Source organism: Actinacidiphila oryziradicis (assembly GCF_005047355.1).
Lineage (GTDB): Bacteria > Actinomycetota > Actinomycetes > Streptomycetales > Streptomycetaceae > Actinacidiphila > Actinacidiphila oryziradicis.
Genome location: NZ_SUMC01000002.1, coordinates 268,098 through 281,739, shown reverse-complemented (window position 1 = coordinate 281,739; position 13,642 = coordinate 268,098). Strand labels below are relative to the sequence as shown.

The following is a 13,642-nucleotide window of genomic DNA, read 5'->3' as shown; positions in this document are numbered from 1 at the left end:
TTTCCAGCAGGCGACGCCAACCGCAGATCGTGGTCTTGGGCCGCGAGAACTGGTCGCTTGCGGCATGAGTGCCTCGCACGATCAGCCCTTCGTGACTGCGGCGGGTGATGGGCGCGGTTTCGGGAGCTTATGCGAGCGGCGGAGCTGAGATGCTGGAGTCCTCGGGCTGAGAGGGGCTGGACACATGCAGTGGGAGATCCACGGTGAGCGGCAGATCTACAGCAATCCCTGGGTCAACCTGTGGCTGGTAGATGTCCAGCAGCCCGATGGGCGGCGCTGGGAGCACCATGTCGTACGGATGCGGCACCTGGCGGTCACGGCGGTGGTGGATGAGCAGAAGCGGGTGCTGATGATGTGGCGGCACCGGTTCATCACGGACACCTGGGCGTGGGAGCTGCCCATGGGTCTGATCGAGGCCGACGAGACGCCTGAGCAGGCAGCGGGCCGTGAGGTCGAGGAGGAGACCGGTTGGCGGGTCGAGGGCGTTAAGCCGTTGATCTACGGGCAGCCGGCCAACGGCATTACTGACTCCGAGCACTACGTTTTTCGTGCGGACGCGGCCACGTACGCGGGGCCGCCGACGGAGAAGAACGAGTCGGACCGGATCGAGTGGATCCCGCTCGCTGACATCCGGGGCATGATCGACCGGCGGGAGATCGTTAGCAGCGGGTCGCTGATCGGGCTTCTGTACCTGCTATTGGACGAGGCCACAGCGGTTTAGGCGAAGGCTTCGCGCATGCGGGCTTCGAAGGCGATGACGGGTGTTTCGCGGGCATGCGGTTGGAGCCGGGTGTGGAATTCGCGGACGTGGCCTGCGACGCGGGGCGAGTCGACGTGGGTGGCCAGGTCCAGGGCGATGCTGGCGGTGTCGCAGGCCTGGTCCAGGGCGCCTTGCTGGAGTTGGGTGGTGGCGAGCCACAGCGCGTGGAAGGCACGGCCGCGCCGCTGGGTGCCCTTCTCTCGCCGGAGGCCTTCGGCGATGAGGGGTTCGGCCCGCTGGGCTTCGCCGAGCTGGGCGAGGGCGATGCCGGTGTCGACGATGAGTTTGGTCTCGTCGAAGTAGCGCACCCACTGAGGCGCTGGGCCTTCTCCGGCGGCCTGTTCAAACTTGCTGTGGGCCTTGGCGATGGCCTTGTGGCAGGCGGCCGGGTCGCGCAACGACGCATGTGCGAACGCCTCGCGCATGTGGAGCATCGACATGACCAGGGCAGAGGGCGCGGTGTCGCGGGCAGTGTCCTGGGCGGCGCAGGCGAGGGCAGCGGCGTCGTTCGGGTCGCCGTCGTAGGTGGCTTGCAGGCTCATGCAGGACAGGACGTTGGCGATGAACTGCCGGTCGCTGACGTCTTTGGCCAGGCGGAGGGCTTGGGAGAAGTAGGAGCGGGCGGTGCTGTACTGGCGGGCGTCGAAGTAGGCCCAGCCCGCGAGCCGGGCCAGTTCGGCAGCCAGGGACTGCAGGCCACGCTTGAGACTGCCCTCTGTGGTGGTGCCGATGAGTAGCTGGGCGTGCCGGAACTGACCAACGACGGCCGGGCGAAGGCCGGCACCGCCGTGTTGGTCATCGCGCTTCCAGTAGTCCTCGATGGATGACTGGAGCGCGGCCAAGGTTGATCGGGTGACGCGGCCTTCGTCGACAAGGGCCAGCACGTCGTCCTGCCGGGGACGTTCAGACTGGCTTGACGGCTGCGCCCGGTTTGCTGGTGCGATGGCGGATCGCTCCGGCTCAGCGACCACGGCACGGGGTGGGATTTCCCAGGCGCGGTGGGCGAGGCCGAGCATGGCGCCCGGGATCCTCAGACCGTCGGCGACCCGCTCGATGACCTCGATGTGCGCCAGCTTGCGCCGACCACTGATGATCTCGCCGACGCGGCTCGGCGTCATCCCGCATAGTGCGGCAATCCGGGAGGGGTAGATCCCCGCACGCCGCTGGACCAGGCGGAAGATCAGCGAAAAGTCACGGGCCCGGCAAGCGCGCACCATCTCTGGATCGCGCAGGAGTGCGACGGGTAGTTCGTGTGGCCCCTTTGAGCTGGGCATGGCCGGCTTCCCTCCCTCCGAGGGCGCTTGGCACAGCGTTGCAGAAAATCAACGCTCCGCCAGATTACCCACGTTGGGTAATCACATGGGCCTTAAGCGCTGCTGTTCCCCCGAGAGAAGCTGCTGCTGCTCGCGAGACACGCCCAAGTGGACGCGGGTGAGACCACTTGAACGCCTTCGAGGAAGCCAGCGGCTTCCCAAGGGGGATGCGATGCAGACGACCATGACGGAAGACCACACGAGCGGCCGGTTCACGCCCGAATCCGACAAGAGAGCCTTCGGCGACACCCCGGAATCGGTGGGTGCCGCGCGGACCTTTGTGTCCGACGCGCTTGGCCGGTGGGGCATTGCCGAGCGGCAGGACGACATTCGGCTGTGCGTCAGCGAGATGGTCACCAACGCGCTCGCGCACGGTGCGTCGGCGTCATGCGGCTTCATACTCCGCGTCATTGCGTCGGCACAGCAGCTCCGCGTCGAAGTGGAGGATCTCGGGGGCGGGCAGCCCGTACGCCGGACGCCAGGGTGGGAGGACACGTCTGGCCGCGGCCTGCTACTGGTGGACGAACTGGCCGATGACTGGGGAGTCGACGAGCAGGCCGTCGGAAAGACCGTGTGGTCGGTGTTCATGCTCGCCGAGACGGCTGCTCGTCGTACGGCGGCGGTCACATGCTGACCCCGCCACCCCAACAGGACACGCACGTCTCCATCGGGCTGCTGGTTTCGCTGAGCGCGTTCACATGGATCGGGCTGGACCCGGCGAACGCGCCGGTAGGGATGGTCTTGGTGACGCCCTCCCCGGCGCGCGGCGCTGAAGACGCCGACCGGACTATCGAGCAACGCATGCGGTCCTACGCCGCCGCTCTCGGTATGTCCGAACCCGAGGAGCCGATGGCCGATTTAGGCTCCTGCCTCACGCTCCATCCGCGCTCCGCACACGTCCTCCTCCACACCAACGGTGCGCGCTACGGACTGCAGCTCCCCGCGCACCCACGGTGGGTACGGCTCCTGCTCCGGCGGTCGGACGTTGCCGTGATCGTCGGCCTCGATCCGCTGGCGCGCATCGCCGCCATGGCTGACGTCGACAGCTACCTCGCTCTCGGTCTCGAAGGCCGACGTCTGCTCTTCGGCACGGCACATGCCGTACGGACAGGCGCAGCTCATACAAGCACGTCGCCTCCAGCCGGTTCGGAAATTCCGGAAACCGTGCCCACGACATTCTGAGGAGTCGCCATGCACGACCTCATCGCCAGCCCCTTCCTGGACGGTTACCTCGTGCTCCGGCCAGGCAGGCCATCCGCGCTGAAGATCCCGCTCAAGAAGTACCTGGAGCTGAAGCACGCGGCCGGTGCCGGCGAGGACTGCCCGGCCTGGCTCGTCGAACCCGTCTGCCGCGCCTGGGATCTGGATCTCACCGGACGATCCGCAGCCGGCACCGTGCTGGTCCGCGCCCCGTCCCCGTACAGCTACGGCCGGGCCTCGTACGAGATCAACAAAGGGTGCAACTTCGCCTGCGAGCACTGCTACCTCGGCCTGAAGGAATTCCAGGGCCTGGCCTGGGAGGACAAGGTCCGGCTGCTGCACATCCTGCGGGACGCGGGCGTCCTGTGGTTGCAGCTCACCGGCGGCGAGCCAATGATCGACAAGCACTTCGCAGACGCGTACGGCCTCGCCTACGAGCTGGGCATGATGACCGAGATCCTCACCAACGGCTCGCGGCTCGCGCACCCGAGGATGCTCGACCTGCTGACGCGTCTACGGCCCTGCAAGGTCACGGTCTCCCTCTACGGCGCGACCGCCGACAGCTTCGACGCACTGACCCAGCGCAAGGGCGCCTTCAAGCTGGTCGAGAAGGGCCTGTGCGCCGCTCGCGAGGCGGGCATTCCGCTGGAACTCGCGCTGATCACCACCAAGCACAACGCCCACGAGGCCGACCAGATGCGCGCCATGGCCCAGCGCTACGGGGCCCGCAGCATGGAGTACGCCAACATCTCGCCCACCTACTTCGGCACCGGCGAGACCCTGGCCGCGCAGGCGCCCGGCTACCTCAACAAGGGCGAGATCTTCAAGGGCTGCCCGGCGGGCCACACCTTCTTCCACGTCGACCCACTCGGCATGGCATCGATCTGCAAAGTCGGCCGTGACCAGCAGATCCCGCTCTTGACCGAAGGAGTCCAAGGGCTTGCCCGACTGGGCGGCATGGCCGACTCCCTCATGCTTCGCACCGGTGGCTGCTCCGGCTGCCAGCTGTCCGGCACCTGCCGGGTCTGCAGGCCGCTGGCCAAGGCTTACCAGGAGGCGAAGGCACCACTCACAAGTTACTGCCAGCACACAGAGACAAGGAGCTGACCATGGCACCAGTCCCGGTCCAGATCGCACCCATTCGGCCTGCCGAGGCGGACGAGGAGGTCGTCTTCCTGGACGACCTGGAGACCTTCGGTGAGCCGGCCAAGCCCGGCTGCGGCAACGACAACCCGTACAACTGACCCATGAATGATGGGGCTCTCCGGCCCTTGTCACGCCGGAGAGCCCCATCCCGTCTGGAAAGCTGTCATCGTGGCAACCCAATCCGTCGCCTTCGACGACCTCCCCGAGCCTGTCCTTGCCGCCGTGGAAGCGGAGACGGGTCCGATCCTCAAGGTGGAGGCGGTCTCGGCCGGGCTGAACAGTGCACTGTCCGCCCGCGTGTACACCGCGACCGGCAGCGTCTTCCTCAAGGGGCTGCGCAGTGATCACCGGTGGGTGTGGACCCAGCAGCGCGAGGCCGACATCAACCCGTACGTCGTCCCCCTTGCCCCCAGGCTCCTGTGGCACATCGACACCGACGGCTGGAACATCCTCGGCTTCGAGACCGTCGACGGCCACCACGCCGACTACGGTCCCTGCTCACCGGACTTGCCCAAAGTTGCCCAGGCACTCCAACAGCTCGGGGACATCCCCTGCCCCGACATCCTGCTCCGGCGGGCCGAACAGCGCCTCGCGTCTTACGTCGACGACCCGGCGGCCGTGGCGTACTTCGAGGGCGAGAGCCTCCTGCACACCGACCTGAACTGCCACAACCTGCTCATCACCGACCGTGTCCATCTGGTCGACTGGGGCTGGGCCACCCGCGGAGCCGCTTGGCTCGACGCGGCCTACTGGGTCATCTGGCTCATCGCCGCCGGAAATCACGGGCCCGAGTCAGCGGAAGCGTGGGCCGCACGAATTCCCTCGTGGCACATTGCCTCACCGCCAGCTCTGAGGGCCTTCGCGAAGGCCAATACCCGAATCTGGGATGAGATCGCGGGCGCGGACCCCGACTCCTGGACCGGGAGCATGACTGCCGCGGCTCACACCTGGTCGGCGCATCTTGACGGAAAATGATGACCTCACCGAAGGCTCACCTCTGTCTCACCGGGGTGGCCTTAATCAGCTCAGCTCCAGATGGCTGGACCACCACCTGCGGATCGTCTTCGATCTGGTGCCTCAGCGTGTCAGTAATCAGCTGACTTCTTTGCGAGCGGCGTGGTCGGGGACGGCTTGGCGCAGAACGGTCTCGTAGCGGCGGCTGATCTCGGGCGAGGGCGCACGACGGGTGAGGTCGGCGAGGGGGCGGCTGGCGGCGTGGTCGTAGGCGGCCTGGAGGTGGATCAGGGCCTGGTGGGTGGCGGCGGTCTGCTGTTCGTGGTGGCGGGTGTTGTGCCAGTGGGCTGCAGCTATGACGAGCAGGACCAGTCTGGAGAGCAGGATCGCGACGCCGTCTCCTTCGCCGACCTCGTGGAGGAGTTACTTGGCCGCATAGCGGAGCTGGCTGGCCTGCTGGTGGTCGGCGCGGATCTTTGAGCGGGTGGCCCGTTCGAATTCGTTGGCGGCGGCTCGCAGTTCGGTCGTCTCAACGGGGATCAGCGCAAGGAGAACTACGAGACGAAGGCGGCGGCCGACGTGCGGGTTGCCGAAGTCGAGAACGACCTCAAGGGCGGCACGTACGTCGACCCGTCGGCGGGGAAGGTGACGCTGGCCCTGTACGCCCGGCAGTGGCTCTCCACGGCCACGGCAGGGCCTACGACGGTGGAGAGGTACGAAGGCGTCGTTCGCAACCACATCGAGCCGCACCTGGGGCGCCGCGAGCTCCGGACCCTCAACAAGCCGTCCACCATCCAGGCATGGGTGAAACAGCTCCAGGCGGTGGGGCTGGAGGCGTCCACGATCAGCGGGATCCACGACGTCCTTGTCGGCATCCTGGACGCGGCGGTCGAAGACGGGCTTGTCACCCGGAATCCCTGCCGGTCCAGCACGGTCAAGCTGCCGAAGCAGACCAAGCGGAAGATCGTGCCCTGGACGCTGGAACGCGTTCACGCGGTCATCGCCGGCTTGCCCGAGCGCTTCCGGCGCGGCGGCAAGCTCGCCTTCGGCTGCGGCCTGCGGCAGGGCGAGGTCTTCGGCTTCGCGGTCGAGGACATCGACTTCGCTGGCCTGGAGATCCACGTCAACCGGCAGATAAGGATCGTACGGAACAAGATGGTCTTCGCCCTGCCCAAGGGCAACCGGATCCGGTCCGTACCGATGTCCCCCGGGGTGGCCAAGGAACTCAAGGCGCAGATGAAGGAGTTCCCGCCCATAGCGGTCGTGCTGCCCTGGGGCACGCCGGATGGTGAACTCCGCACGTACCGTCTGCTGTTCACGGACGTGAAGAGCAAGGCGTACAACCGCAGCGTCTTCAACCAGGGCGACTGGAAGCGGGCCCTCGTGGCGGCTGGCGTGATTCCACCGCGTACCTCGAACTCGCAGTACTTTGCTGCCGCTCCGGACGACGGGATGCATGCACTACGCCACGCGTACGCCTCCGTGCTGCTGGACGCGGGGGAGACGATCAAGGCGCTGGCCGAGTACCTCGGGCACTCGGACCCCGGGTTCACGCTCCGGACGTACACCCACCTCATGCCCGGCAGCGCGATCCGAACTCGGCGGGCGATCGACCGAGCGATGTTCGGCCCACCCCAGGGCACGTCCGAGGCGGAAGGATCCGCCATGTGCCCTCAATGTGCACTGGCGGCCTGAAAACGCCAGATCCGGGGACTCCGTAGCCCGCGCCGGATCAGCCCCCGTACACCGCAAAGCCCCAGCTCAGGGCCACACCAGGCAGTACAGCTGGTGTCCTGCCTCCTGGCACCGCTGGGCGAAGCCCTGCCATTCCACCAGCATCTTGTAGATCACGAAGGCGTCGCGCGGCCCGCGCCGGTCCGGGACGGTGGACCAGATGAAGGCGGCGGCGCCCAGCTCTTCCTCGCCGGCCTTGCGGAGAGGCTCGACGACGGATATGGGCAGTTTGACGACGGCGTAGTCCGGGTGGAGGACAACGAGTTCCAGGGGAGGGACTTTGGCCGGGGGTATGCCTTGGATGCCGGTGAGGACCATGGCGGCCATGGTCTCCGGCTTGACCTTGGTGTACATGCCGTGGCCGAGTTCGTCGCCCCCGAGCTCTTCGGGACGCATGGAGATCGGGACCCGTGCGGCGGTGGCGCCGTCGGGTGCGCCGAAATACTTGTAGGTCACCCCCACTCGGCCACCCCTGTTCCCACTCTCCGCGGCTGCTGCTTTGCGCTCGGCGGACTGCCGGCGGCGTCTGCCGGTGGGGCGGGCGCGCTCGGGCTCGCCGTCGCCCGTTTCCGCGCCCAGCTCCTCACCGTGCTGCATTTCACTACCCGACCATCCGCAGACCCAACCGCGCAACCCGATCATCGTCTCAGATGCAGGGTTGATACGCGGCTGCGCAACGCCCGGCGTTTGAGACCATGTGCGTGTGAGCTATCCCTACGCATATGAAGCGCCAGTTTCTCAGACCCTGTTCGATCGGGCGTCAGCAGTGACCCCTGGAGGCGTGAACTCGCCAGTCCGGGCCTTCCGGGCGGTGGGTGGTACGCCCCGGTTCATGGTGTCCGGTACTGGTCCGTACCTGACAGATGCCGACGGACGGGAGTACGTGGATCTTGTTTGTTCGTGGGGGCCCATGATCCTTGGTCATGCCCACCCCGAGGTGATCGCCGCAGTGCAGGCGGCGGTTACGCGGGGCACTTCGTTCGGCACGCCGGGTGAGGGGGAGGTGGAACTGGCCGAGGAGATCGTGGCCAGGGTCACGCCCGTCGAGCAGGTGCGGCTGGTGTCGTCGGGGACGGAGGCGACGATGTCGGCGATCCGGCTGGCGCGGGGCTTCACGGGCCGGGCGAAGATCGTGAAGTTCGCGGGGTGTTACCACGGGCATGTGGACGCGCTGCTGGCGGCGGCGGGGTCGGGAGTGGCGACGTTCGGGCTGCCGGACACGCCGGGGGTGACGGGGGCGCAGGCGGGGGACACGATTGTGCTGCCGTACAACGATCTGGGGGCGGTGCGGGCGGCGTTCGCGGCGCACCCCGGGGAGATCGCGTGCGTGATCACAGAGGCGTCGCCGGGGAACATGGGGGTGGTGCCGCCGCTGGAGGGGTTCAACGCGGGGCTGGCCGAAATCTGCCGGTCCGACGGGGCGCTGTACATCTCCGACGAAGTCATGACCGGGTTCCGGGTGTCGAAGGCCGGTTGGTACGGGATCGATGGCGTCCGGCCGGATCTGATGACGTTCGGCAAGGTGATGGGCGGCGGCTTCCCGGCCGCGGCTTTCGGGGGCCGTGCGGATGTCATGGGGCACCTGGCGCCGGCCGGGCCGGTGTACCAGGCGGGCACGCTGTCCGGAAACCCGGTGGCGACGGCGGCGGGTCTGGCGCAGCTGCGGCTGCTGGACGACGCGGTGTACGAGACCGTGAACGCTGTTTCCGCGGAGGTGTCCGGGCTGGTGAGCGAGGCGCTGAACAAGGAGGGCGTCGCGCACCGGCTACAGAAGGCGGGGAACATGTTCTCGGTCTTCTTCACCGAGGACGCGGTGACCAATTACGACGAGGCGAAGCGCCAGCAGGCCTTCCGCTTCACCGGGTTCTTCCACGCGATGCTGGCGCAGGGCGTGTATCTGCCCCCATCGGCGTACGAGGCGTGGTTCGTGTCCTCGGCGCACGATGCGCGGGCCGTGGAGCGGATCGCCGCCGCGTTGCCGGGTGCCGCGCGTGCGGCGGCAGAGGCAGCGGAATGATGGGCGGGAAGAGCGTGAGTGACTGGGTGACGCAGACGACATGGATGATGTGAGTGGCGTGAGCGATGTGAGTGGCGTGAGCGAAGAGAAAAGCGAAGCGAGAAGCCAGGAGAAGAAGGACATTACGGTCGTCCACCTGCTGCGGCACGGTGAGGTGGAGAATCCGACGGGCGTGCTGTACGGGCGGCTGCCCGGCTACCACCTGTCGGACCTGGGCCGGAAGATGGCCGACCGGGTCGCCGAGTATTTCGCGGGCCGCGACATCACGTATGTCGTGGCGTCGCCGCTGGAGCGGGCACAGGAGACCGGAGCGCCGGTCGCTGCGGTACTCGGTCTGGAGGTGGCGTCGGACGAGCGGCTGATCGAGGCGGCGAACAGCTTCCAGGGCAAGACCTTCGGCGTCGGCGACGGGGCGCTGAGGCACCCGGGGAACTGGAGGTACCTGACGAATCCGTTCCGGCCGAGCTGGGGCGAGCCGTACGTCGATCAGGTCGTACGGATGATGGCGGCGCTGGGTGCGGCGCGGGACGCGGCGCGCGGGCACGAGGCGGTGTGTGTGAGCCATCAGCTGCCGATCTGGACCGTACGGAGCTTTGTGGAGCGGCGGCGGTTGTGGCACGACCCGCGGAAACGGCAGTGCACGCTCGCGTCGCTGACGTCATTCACATATGAGGGCGACAAGATTATTTCGGTCGGCTATTCCGAACCGGCGCGGGATCTTGTGCCGGCGCATCTGCTGGCGGGTGCGAAGCCGGTCAAGGGGGCATCAAAGGGATTTGGCGCCTAATTGCGCCGCCTGCACGCCCGGTGACGTCTTTACGCGGGAACCGTAGTGTCCGTCATGCACTCTAATTCGTTGTCCGAATTTTCGGACGACGGGGCATGGCGAGCAGGGACGGGGAATACATGCGCGACATCAACCGAAGGGGACTACTGGGACTGGCCGCCGGAGCCGCCGGAGCCGCTGTGGCCGGGTGCGGGACGGGCGGGGCGCAGGGGCAGCCGGGGGGCGTCCCGGCGCCGAGTGCGTCCGCCCCGAGTGCGCGCGCCGAGGGGCTGGGGCGCAGGAACGATCCGTCGGTACGGCTGATCGGTGACGGCTCCACGGCGGACACCGGCGCGCAGCCGAACCAGCCGCATGCGCCGGAACCGCTGGAACCGGGGCAGCGGCCGCCGCAGTTCGTCGTGTTCTCCTGGGACGGGGCGGCGGAACTGGACAATGGCTTGTTCTCGCGGTTCCGGAAGGTCGCCCAGGACCATGGCGCGGCGATGACCTTCTTCCTCTCCGGGCTTTATCTGCTCCCGGAGTCGAAGAAGCACCTCTATCGGCCGCCGAACAACCCGGTGGGCGCCTCCGCCATCGGCTATCTCACGGACGAGCACGTCAAGGCCACATTGCGACAGGTGCGACTGGCCTGGCTGGACGGCCACGAGATCGGCACGCACTTCAACGGCCATTTCTGCGACGGCTCCGGCTCGGTGGGCCGCTGGACCCCTGACGACTGGCACAGCGAGATCGTCCAGGCCGTCTCCTTCGTCGAACAGTGGCGTACGAACACGGGCTTCCACGACCTGGAGCCGCTGCCCTTCGACTACCGCAAAGAGCTGATCGGCAGCCGTACGCCCTGTCTGCTCGGCCAGGAAAACTTACTGCCGGCCGCCGAGCGGCTCGGCTGGCGCTACGACGCGAGCTCGCCGGGCGGCCTCCAGACGTGGCCGGCGATGAGGCTGGGGCTGTGGGATCTGCCACTGCAGTCGGTGCCCTTCCCCGGGCGGCACTTCGAGGTGCTGTCGATGGACTACAACATGCTCGCCAACCAGTCCGTCAACGCGACCCGCAGCGATCCCCGCAACTACCCGGGCTGGGAGCGGCAGGCGCGCGAATCGTATATCGCGGGCTTCCGGCGGGCGTACGAGACAAACCGGGCGCCCTTCTTCATAGGCAACCACTTCGAGCAGTGGAACGGCGGCATCTACATGAAAGCCGTCGAGGATGCCCTCAAGTACATCGCCGGCCACCAGGACGTCCGTATGGTCTCCTTCCGCCAGTTCACCGACTGGCTGGACGTGCAGGATCCGGCGGTGCTGCGGAAGCTCCGCACGCTGGCACCGGGGCAGCGGCCGGGGGAGGGCTGGCGGGGCTTTCTGCCCGAGCGCGGGGGCAGCGGCGCGGGCACGAAGAACAGCGCGGGCACGAAGAACGGCGCCGTCCGAAAGCCGGTGTGATCCGTCGGCGCCGGGGGTGGAAGACTCGGGCCATGCGCAAGCGATCCCGATCCGCCGTGCTTCCCGCCGTGCTCGCCGCAGCGGCCGTGCTGGTGTCGGCCGGCTGCTCGTCGTCGCAGCAGGGCTCGTCCGAGCCAGAGGTGCTGTCCGGCACGCCGGGTGCGACCGCCGATCCGACCGGCGGCGGCAACAGCTTCATCGACGGAACCGGCCTGACCACCAGGATCGCTGCGGGGAAGCGGCAGACCGCGCCGGATCTGACGGGCGAGGACCTCCAGGGCAAGGCGCTCAAGCTGTCCGACTACCGCGGCAAAGTGATCGTCGCCAACATCTGGGGCTCCTGGTGCGACCCCTGCCAGGCGGAGGCCAAGGGGCTGGAGAAGGTCTTCCGCGCGACCGAGGCCGAGGGTGTGCAGTTCCTCGGGATCAATACCCAGGACTTGCAGATCGCCAATGCAAAGGCGTTCGAGAGCAAGTACAAGATCACATATCCGAGCCTGTTCGATCCCGAGGGGAAGCTGGTCCTGAAGTTCCCCAAAGGCACAGTCAACCCACAGGACATTCCTTCCACGGTGATCATCGACCGGGAGGGGAAGATCGCGGTACGCATTCTGCACGCGGTCGGGGAGGACGAGTTGAGCTCCGCCGTACGGTCCGTCGCCGCGGAGAAGTAGCGGCCGTTTCCGTTGTGCTCATGCCGTGCCTGATGCGGTGCTTGATGCGATGCCTGATCTCGTGCTTCATGATCTGTTCCGTGACGTGTCACATGCCAGGCCCATGCGCGGCCCAGGGGGCGGCACGGGAGCGGTTATGGGCGCGTGCGAGACTCTGTTTCATGCCTGAATCCCGCCCCCGGGCCTGGCGACGTGCGCGTCGCGCCCCCCGCCACGTATCACTGGCGGCGGGCGTTGCCGTACTCGCGCTCACCGCCGTCGGCTGCTCGTCGACCGGGTCGGGCACGTCGTCGGGCAGCAGCACCCGGTTCGTCCAGGGCACAGGCGACATCAGCCGGGCCGCGCAGGGGCACCGGCCCCAGGTGCCCGACATCTCCGGCGGGACCGTCGACGGCAAGACGCTGAACCTCGCGGACTACCGGGGCAAGGTGGTGGTCTTGAACGTCTGGGGATCCTGGTGCGCCCCGTGCCGGGCGGAGGCACCGGGGCTGGAGAAGGTGTACCAGAGCACGAAGAGCAAGGGCGTGGAGTTCATCGGGATCAATACCCGGGACTTGGCGAAGGACAACGCGCTCGCCTTCGAGCGGAACTTCGGCATCACCTATCCCAGCCTTTTTGATCCCCAGGGAAAGCTCTTGCTGAAATTCCCGAACGGGACCCTGACACTGCAGTCCATTCCCTCCACGATTGTCGTCGACCGTAAGGGCGGCATCGCTGTAAGGGCGGCGGCGGGCCTGACCGAGGAGAAACTGCAGGCCATGCTCGCTCCCGTGATCGCGGAGAAATCGTGAGCCAAATCCTCGACGGCGTCACCCCGGCCGTCACCCTGGCCGCATCGGTCGGCGACCCCAACCAGACCGTGCTGCACGGCGCGCTGTTGCTCGCGGTGCCGGTCGCGCTCCTCGGCGGGCTGGTCTCCTTCTTCTCGCCGTGTGTGCTGCCGCTCGTCCCCGGCTACCTCAGCTACGTCACCGGCTTCTCGGGCGCCGATCTCGCCACCTCGCAGCAGAACATGCAGCAGGGCCGGAGCGGCCGCGGCCGGATGTTCGCCGGCTCACTGCTCTTCGTACTCGGCTTCACCGCGGTGTTCGTGTCCGGCGGGGCGGCCTTCGGCTACTTCGGCAGCACGCTGCTGGCGCACCAGGACGTCATCACCAAGGTGCTCGGCGCGCTCACCATCGTCCTCGGGCTGTCGTTCGCGGGTGTGCTCCCCGGCTTCGCCCAGCGGGAGTTCCGCTTCCACCGGCGTCCGGCGGTCGGCCTGGCCGGTGCGCCGGTGCTCGGCGTCCTGTTCGGCATCGGCTGGACGCCCTGCATCGGACCGACCCTGGGCGCCGTCCAGGCCCTGGCCTGGAACGAGGCGAGTGCCGGACGCGGCGCCTTCCTGATGACCATGTACTGCCTGGGCCTCGGCGTGCCGTTCATAGTCGCCGCGCTCGCCTTCCGTCGTGCCATCGGCGCCTTCGGCTGGATCAAGCGCCACTATGTGTGGGTCATGCGGACCGGCGGCGGCATGCTCGTGGCGGTCGGTGTGCTTCTTGTCACGGGGGTTTGGGACCACATCGTCTACCAGATGCAGATCTGGTCCTCCGGCTTCACTGTTGGGATCTGAGCGAAA

At 67.6% G+C, this 13,642-nt stretch carries 15 protein-coding genes and 1 pseudogene; 14 read left to right on the top strand and 2 right to left on the bottom strand.

The genetic code is table 11. The features are described from left to right. The first annotated feature begins 184 nt into the window (after nucleotides 1-184). Nucleotides 185-721 carry an NUDIX hydrolase gene (locus FCI23_RS03690; RefSeq protein WP_136721962.1) on the top strand — a complete coding sequence of 179 codons (537 nt, stop codon included), beginning with the start codon at nucleotides 185-187 and terminating at the stop codon, nucleotides 719-721. Here FCI23_RS03690 and FCI23_RS03685 read toward each other — a convergent pair. Then, a complete protein-coding gene (locus FCI23_RS03685) occupies nucleotides 718-2,034 on the bottom strand; it encodes a hypothetical protein (protein ID WP_169316668.1) in 1,317 nt (438 codons plus the stop codon). The two genes, FCI23_RS03690 and FCI23_RS03685, sit on opposite strands and share 4 nt — an antisense overlap. Before the next feature lie 211 nt (nucleotides 2,035-2,245). Here FCI23_RS03685 and FCI23_RS03680 point away from each other — a divergent pair, with 211 nt between their 5' ends. From FCI23_RS03680 to FCI23_RS03655, 7 genes and pseudogenes are all read left to right on the top strand, one after another. Further along, entirely contained in the window at nucleotides 2,246-2,707 is a 462-nt protein-coding gene (locus FCI23_RS03680; protein WP_246143272.1) for an ATP-binding protein, read from the top strand. Next, nucleotides 2,701-3,255: a hypothetical protein gene (locus FCI23_RS03675; protein ID WP_136721960.1), complete on the top strand. Its 555-nt coding sequence runs from the start codon at nucleotides 2,701-2,703 to the stop codon at nucleotides 3,253-3,255. The genes FCI23_RS03680 and FCI23_RS03675 overlap by 7 nt, the downstream gene beginning before the upstream one ends. Before the next feature lie 9 nt (nucleotides 3,256-3,264). Continuing rightward, entirely contained in the window at nucleotides 3,265-4,380 is a 1,116-nt protein-coding gene (locus tag FCI23_RS03670) for a radical SAM protein (RefSeq protein WP_136721959.1), read from the top strand. A gap of 2 nt (nucleotides 4,381-4,382) precedes the next feature. After that, nucleotides 4,383-4,517, top strand: a complete 135-nt coding sequence (locus FCI23_RS62265; protein ID WP_265737716.1) for a hypothetical protein — start codon at nucleotides 4,383-4,385, stop codon at nucleotides 4,515-4,517. A gap of 70 nt (nucleotides 4,518-4,587) precedes the next feature. Continuing rightward, nucleotides 4,588-5,394 (top strand): phosphotransferase, encoded by an 807-nt coding sequence (locus tag FCI23_RS03665; protein ID WP_246143270.1) that lies wholly within the window; start codon nucleotides 4,588-4,590, stop codon nucleotides 5,392-5,394. A gap of 156 nt (nucleotides 5,395-5,550) precedes the next feature. After that, nucleotides 5,551-5,853 carry a hypothetical protein gene (locus FCI23_RS03660; protein WP_136721958.1) on the top strand — a complete coding sequence of 101 codons (303 nt, stop codon included), beginning with the start codon at nucleotides 5,551-5,553 and terminating at the stop codon, nucleotides 5,851-5,853. Between the two features lie 48 nt (nucleotides 5,854-5,901). After that, nucleotides 5,902-7,068 (top strand): annotated as a pseudogene (locus FCI23_RS03655) (tyrosine-type recombinase/integrase); the annotation flags it as partial. A gap of 66 nt (nucleotides 7,069-7,134) precedes the next feature. On the opposite strand, the gene FCI23_RS03650 reads toward FCI23_RS03655, so the two are convergent. Beyond that, nucleotides 7,135-7,704: a hypothetical protein gene (locus tag FCI23_RS03650; protein ID WP_246143268.1), complete on the bottom strand. Its 570-nt coding sequence runs from the start codon at nucleotides 7,702-7,704 to the stop codon at nucleotides 7,135-7,137. Between the two features lie 100 nt (nucleotides 7,705-7,804). Between FCI23_RS03650 and hemL the strand changes: the two genes are divergently transcribed. The 6 genes from hemL (at nucleotide 7,805) to FCI23_RS03620 (ending at nucleotide 13,636) form a co-directional block, all read left to right on the top strand. Beyond that, complete coding sequence (gene hemL / locus FCI23_RS03645) at nucleotides 7,805-9,124, top strand: glutamate-1-semialdehyde 2,1-aminomutase (RefSeq protein ID WP_407645922.1); 1,320 nt, start codon at nucleotides 7,805-7,807, stop codon at nucleotides 9,122-9,124. 40 nt (nucleotides 9,125-9,164) lie between these two features. Further along, nucleotides 9,165-9,911 (top strand): histidine phosphatase family protein, encoded by a 747-nt coding sequence (locus FCI23_RS03640; protein WP_136721955.1) that lies wholly within the window; start codon nucleotides 9,165-9,167, stop codon nucleotides 9,909-9,911. A gap of 119 nt (nucleotides 9,912-10,030) precedes the next feature. Then, nucleotides 10,031-11,350, top strand: coding sequence for a polysaccharide deacetylase family protein (locus FCI23_RS03635; protein ID WP_136721954.1), 1,320 nt, complete (start codon nucleotides 10,031-10,033; stop codon nucleotides 11,348-11,350). Nucleotides 11,351-11,382: 32 nt separating this feature from the next. Then, nucleotides 11,383-12,024 (top strand): TlpA family protein disulfide reductase, encoded by a 642-nt coding sequence (locus FCI23_RS03630; RefSeq protein ID WP_136721953.1) that lies wholly within the window; start codon nucleotides 11,383-11,385, stop codon nucleotides 12,022-12,024. 161 nt (nucleotides 12,025-12,185) lie between these two features. Further along, the gene (locus FCI23_RS03625; RefSeq protein WP_136721952.1) at nucleotides 12,186-12,815 is read left to right on the top strand and encodes a TlpA family protein disulfide reductase; all 630 of its coding nucleotides are present in this window, start codon (nucleotides 12,186-12,188) and stop codon (nucleotides 12,813-12,815) included. Further along, nucleotides 12,812-13,636 (top strand): cytochrome c biogenesis CcdA family protein, encoded by an 825-nt coding sequence (locus tag FCI23_RS03620; RefSeq protein WP_407645921.1) that lies wholly within the window; start codon nucleotides 12,812-12,814, stop codon nucleotides 13,634-13,636. The genes FCI23_RS03625 and FCI23_RS03620 overlap by 4 nt, the downstream gene beginning before the upstream one ends. Nucleotides 13,637-13,642 lie beyond the last annotated feature (6 nt).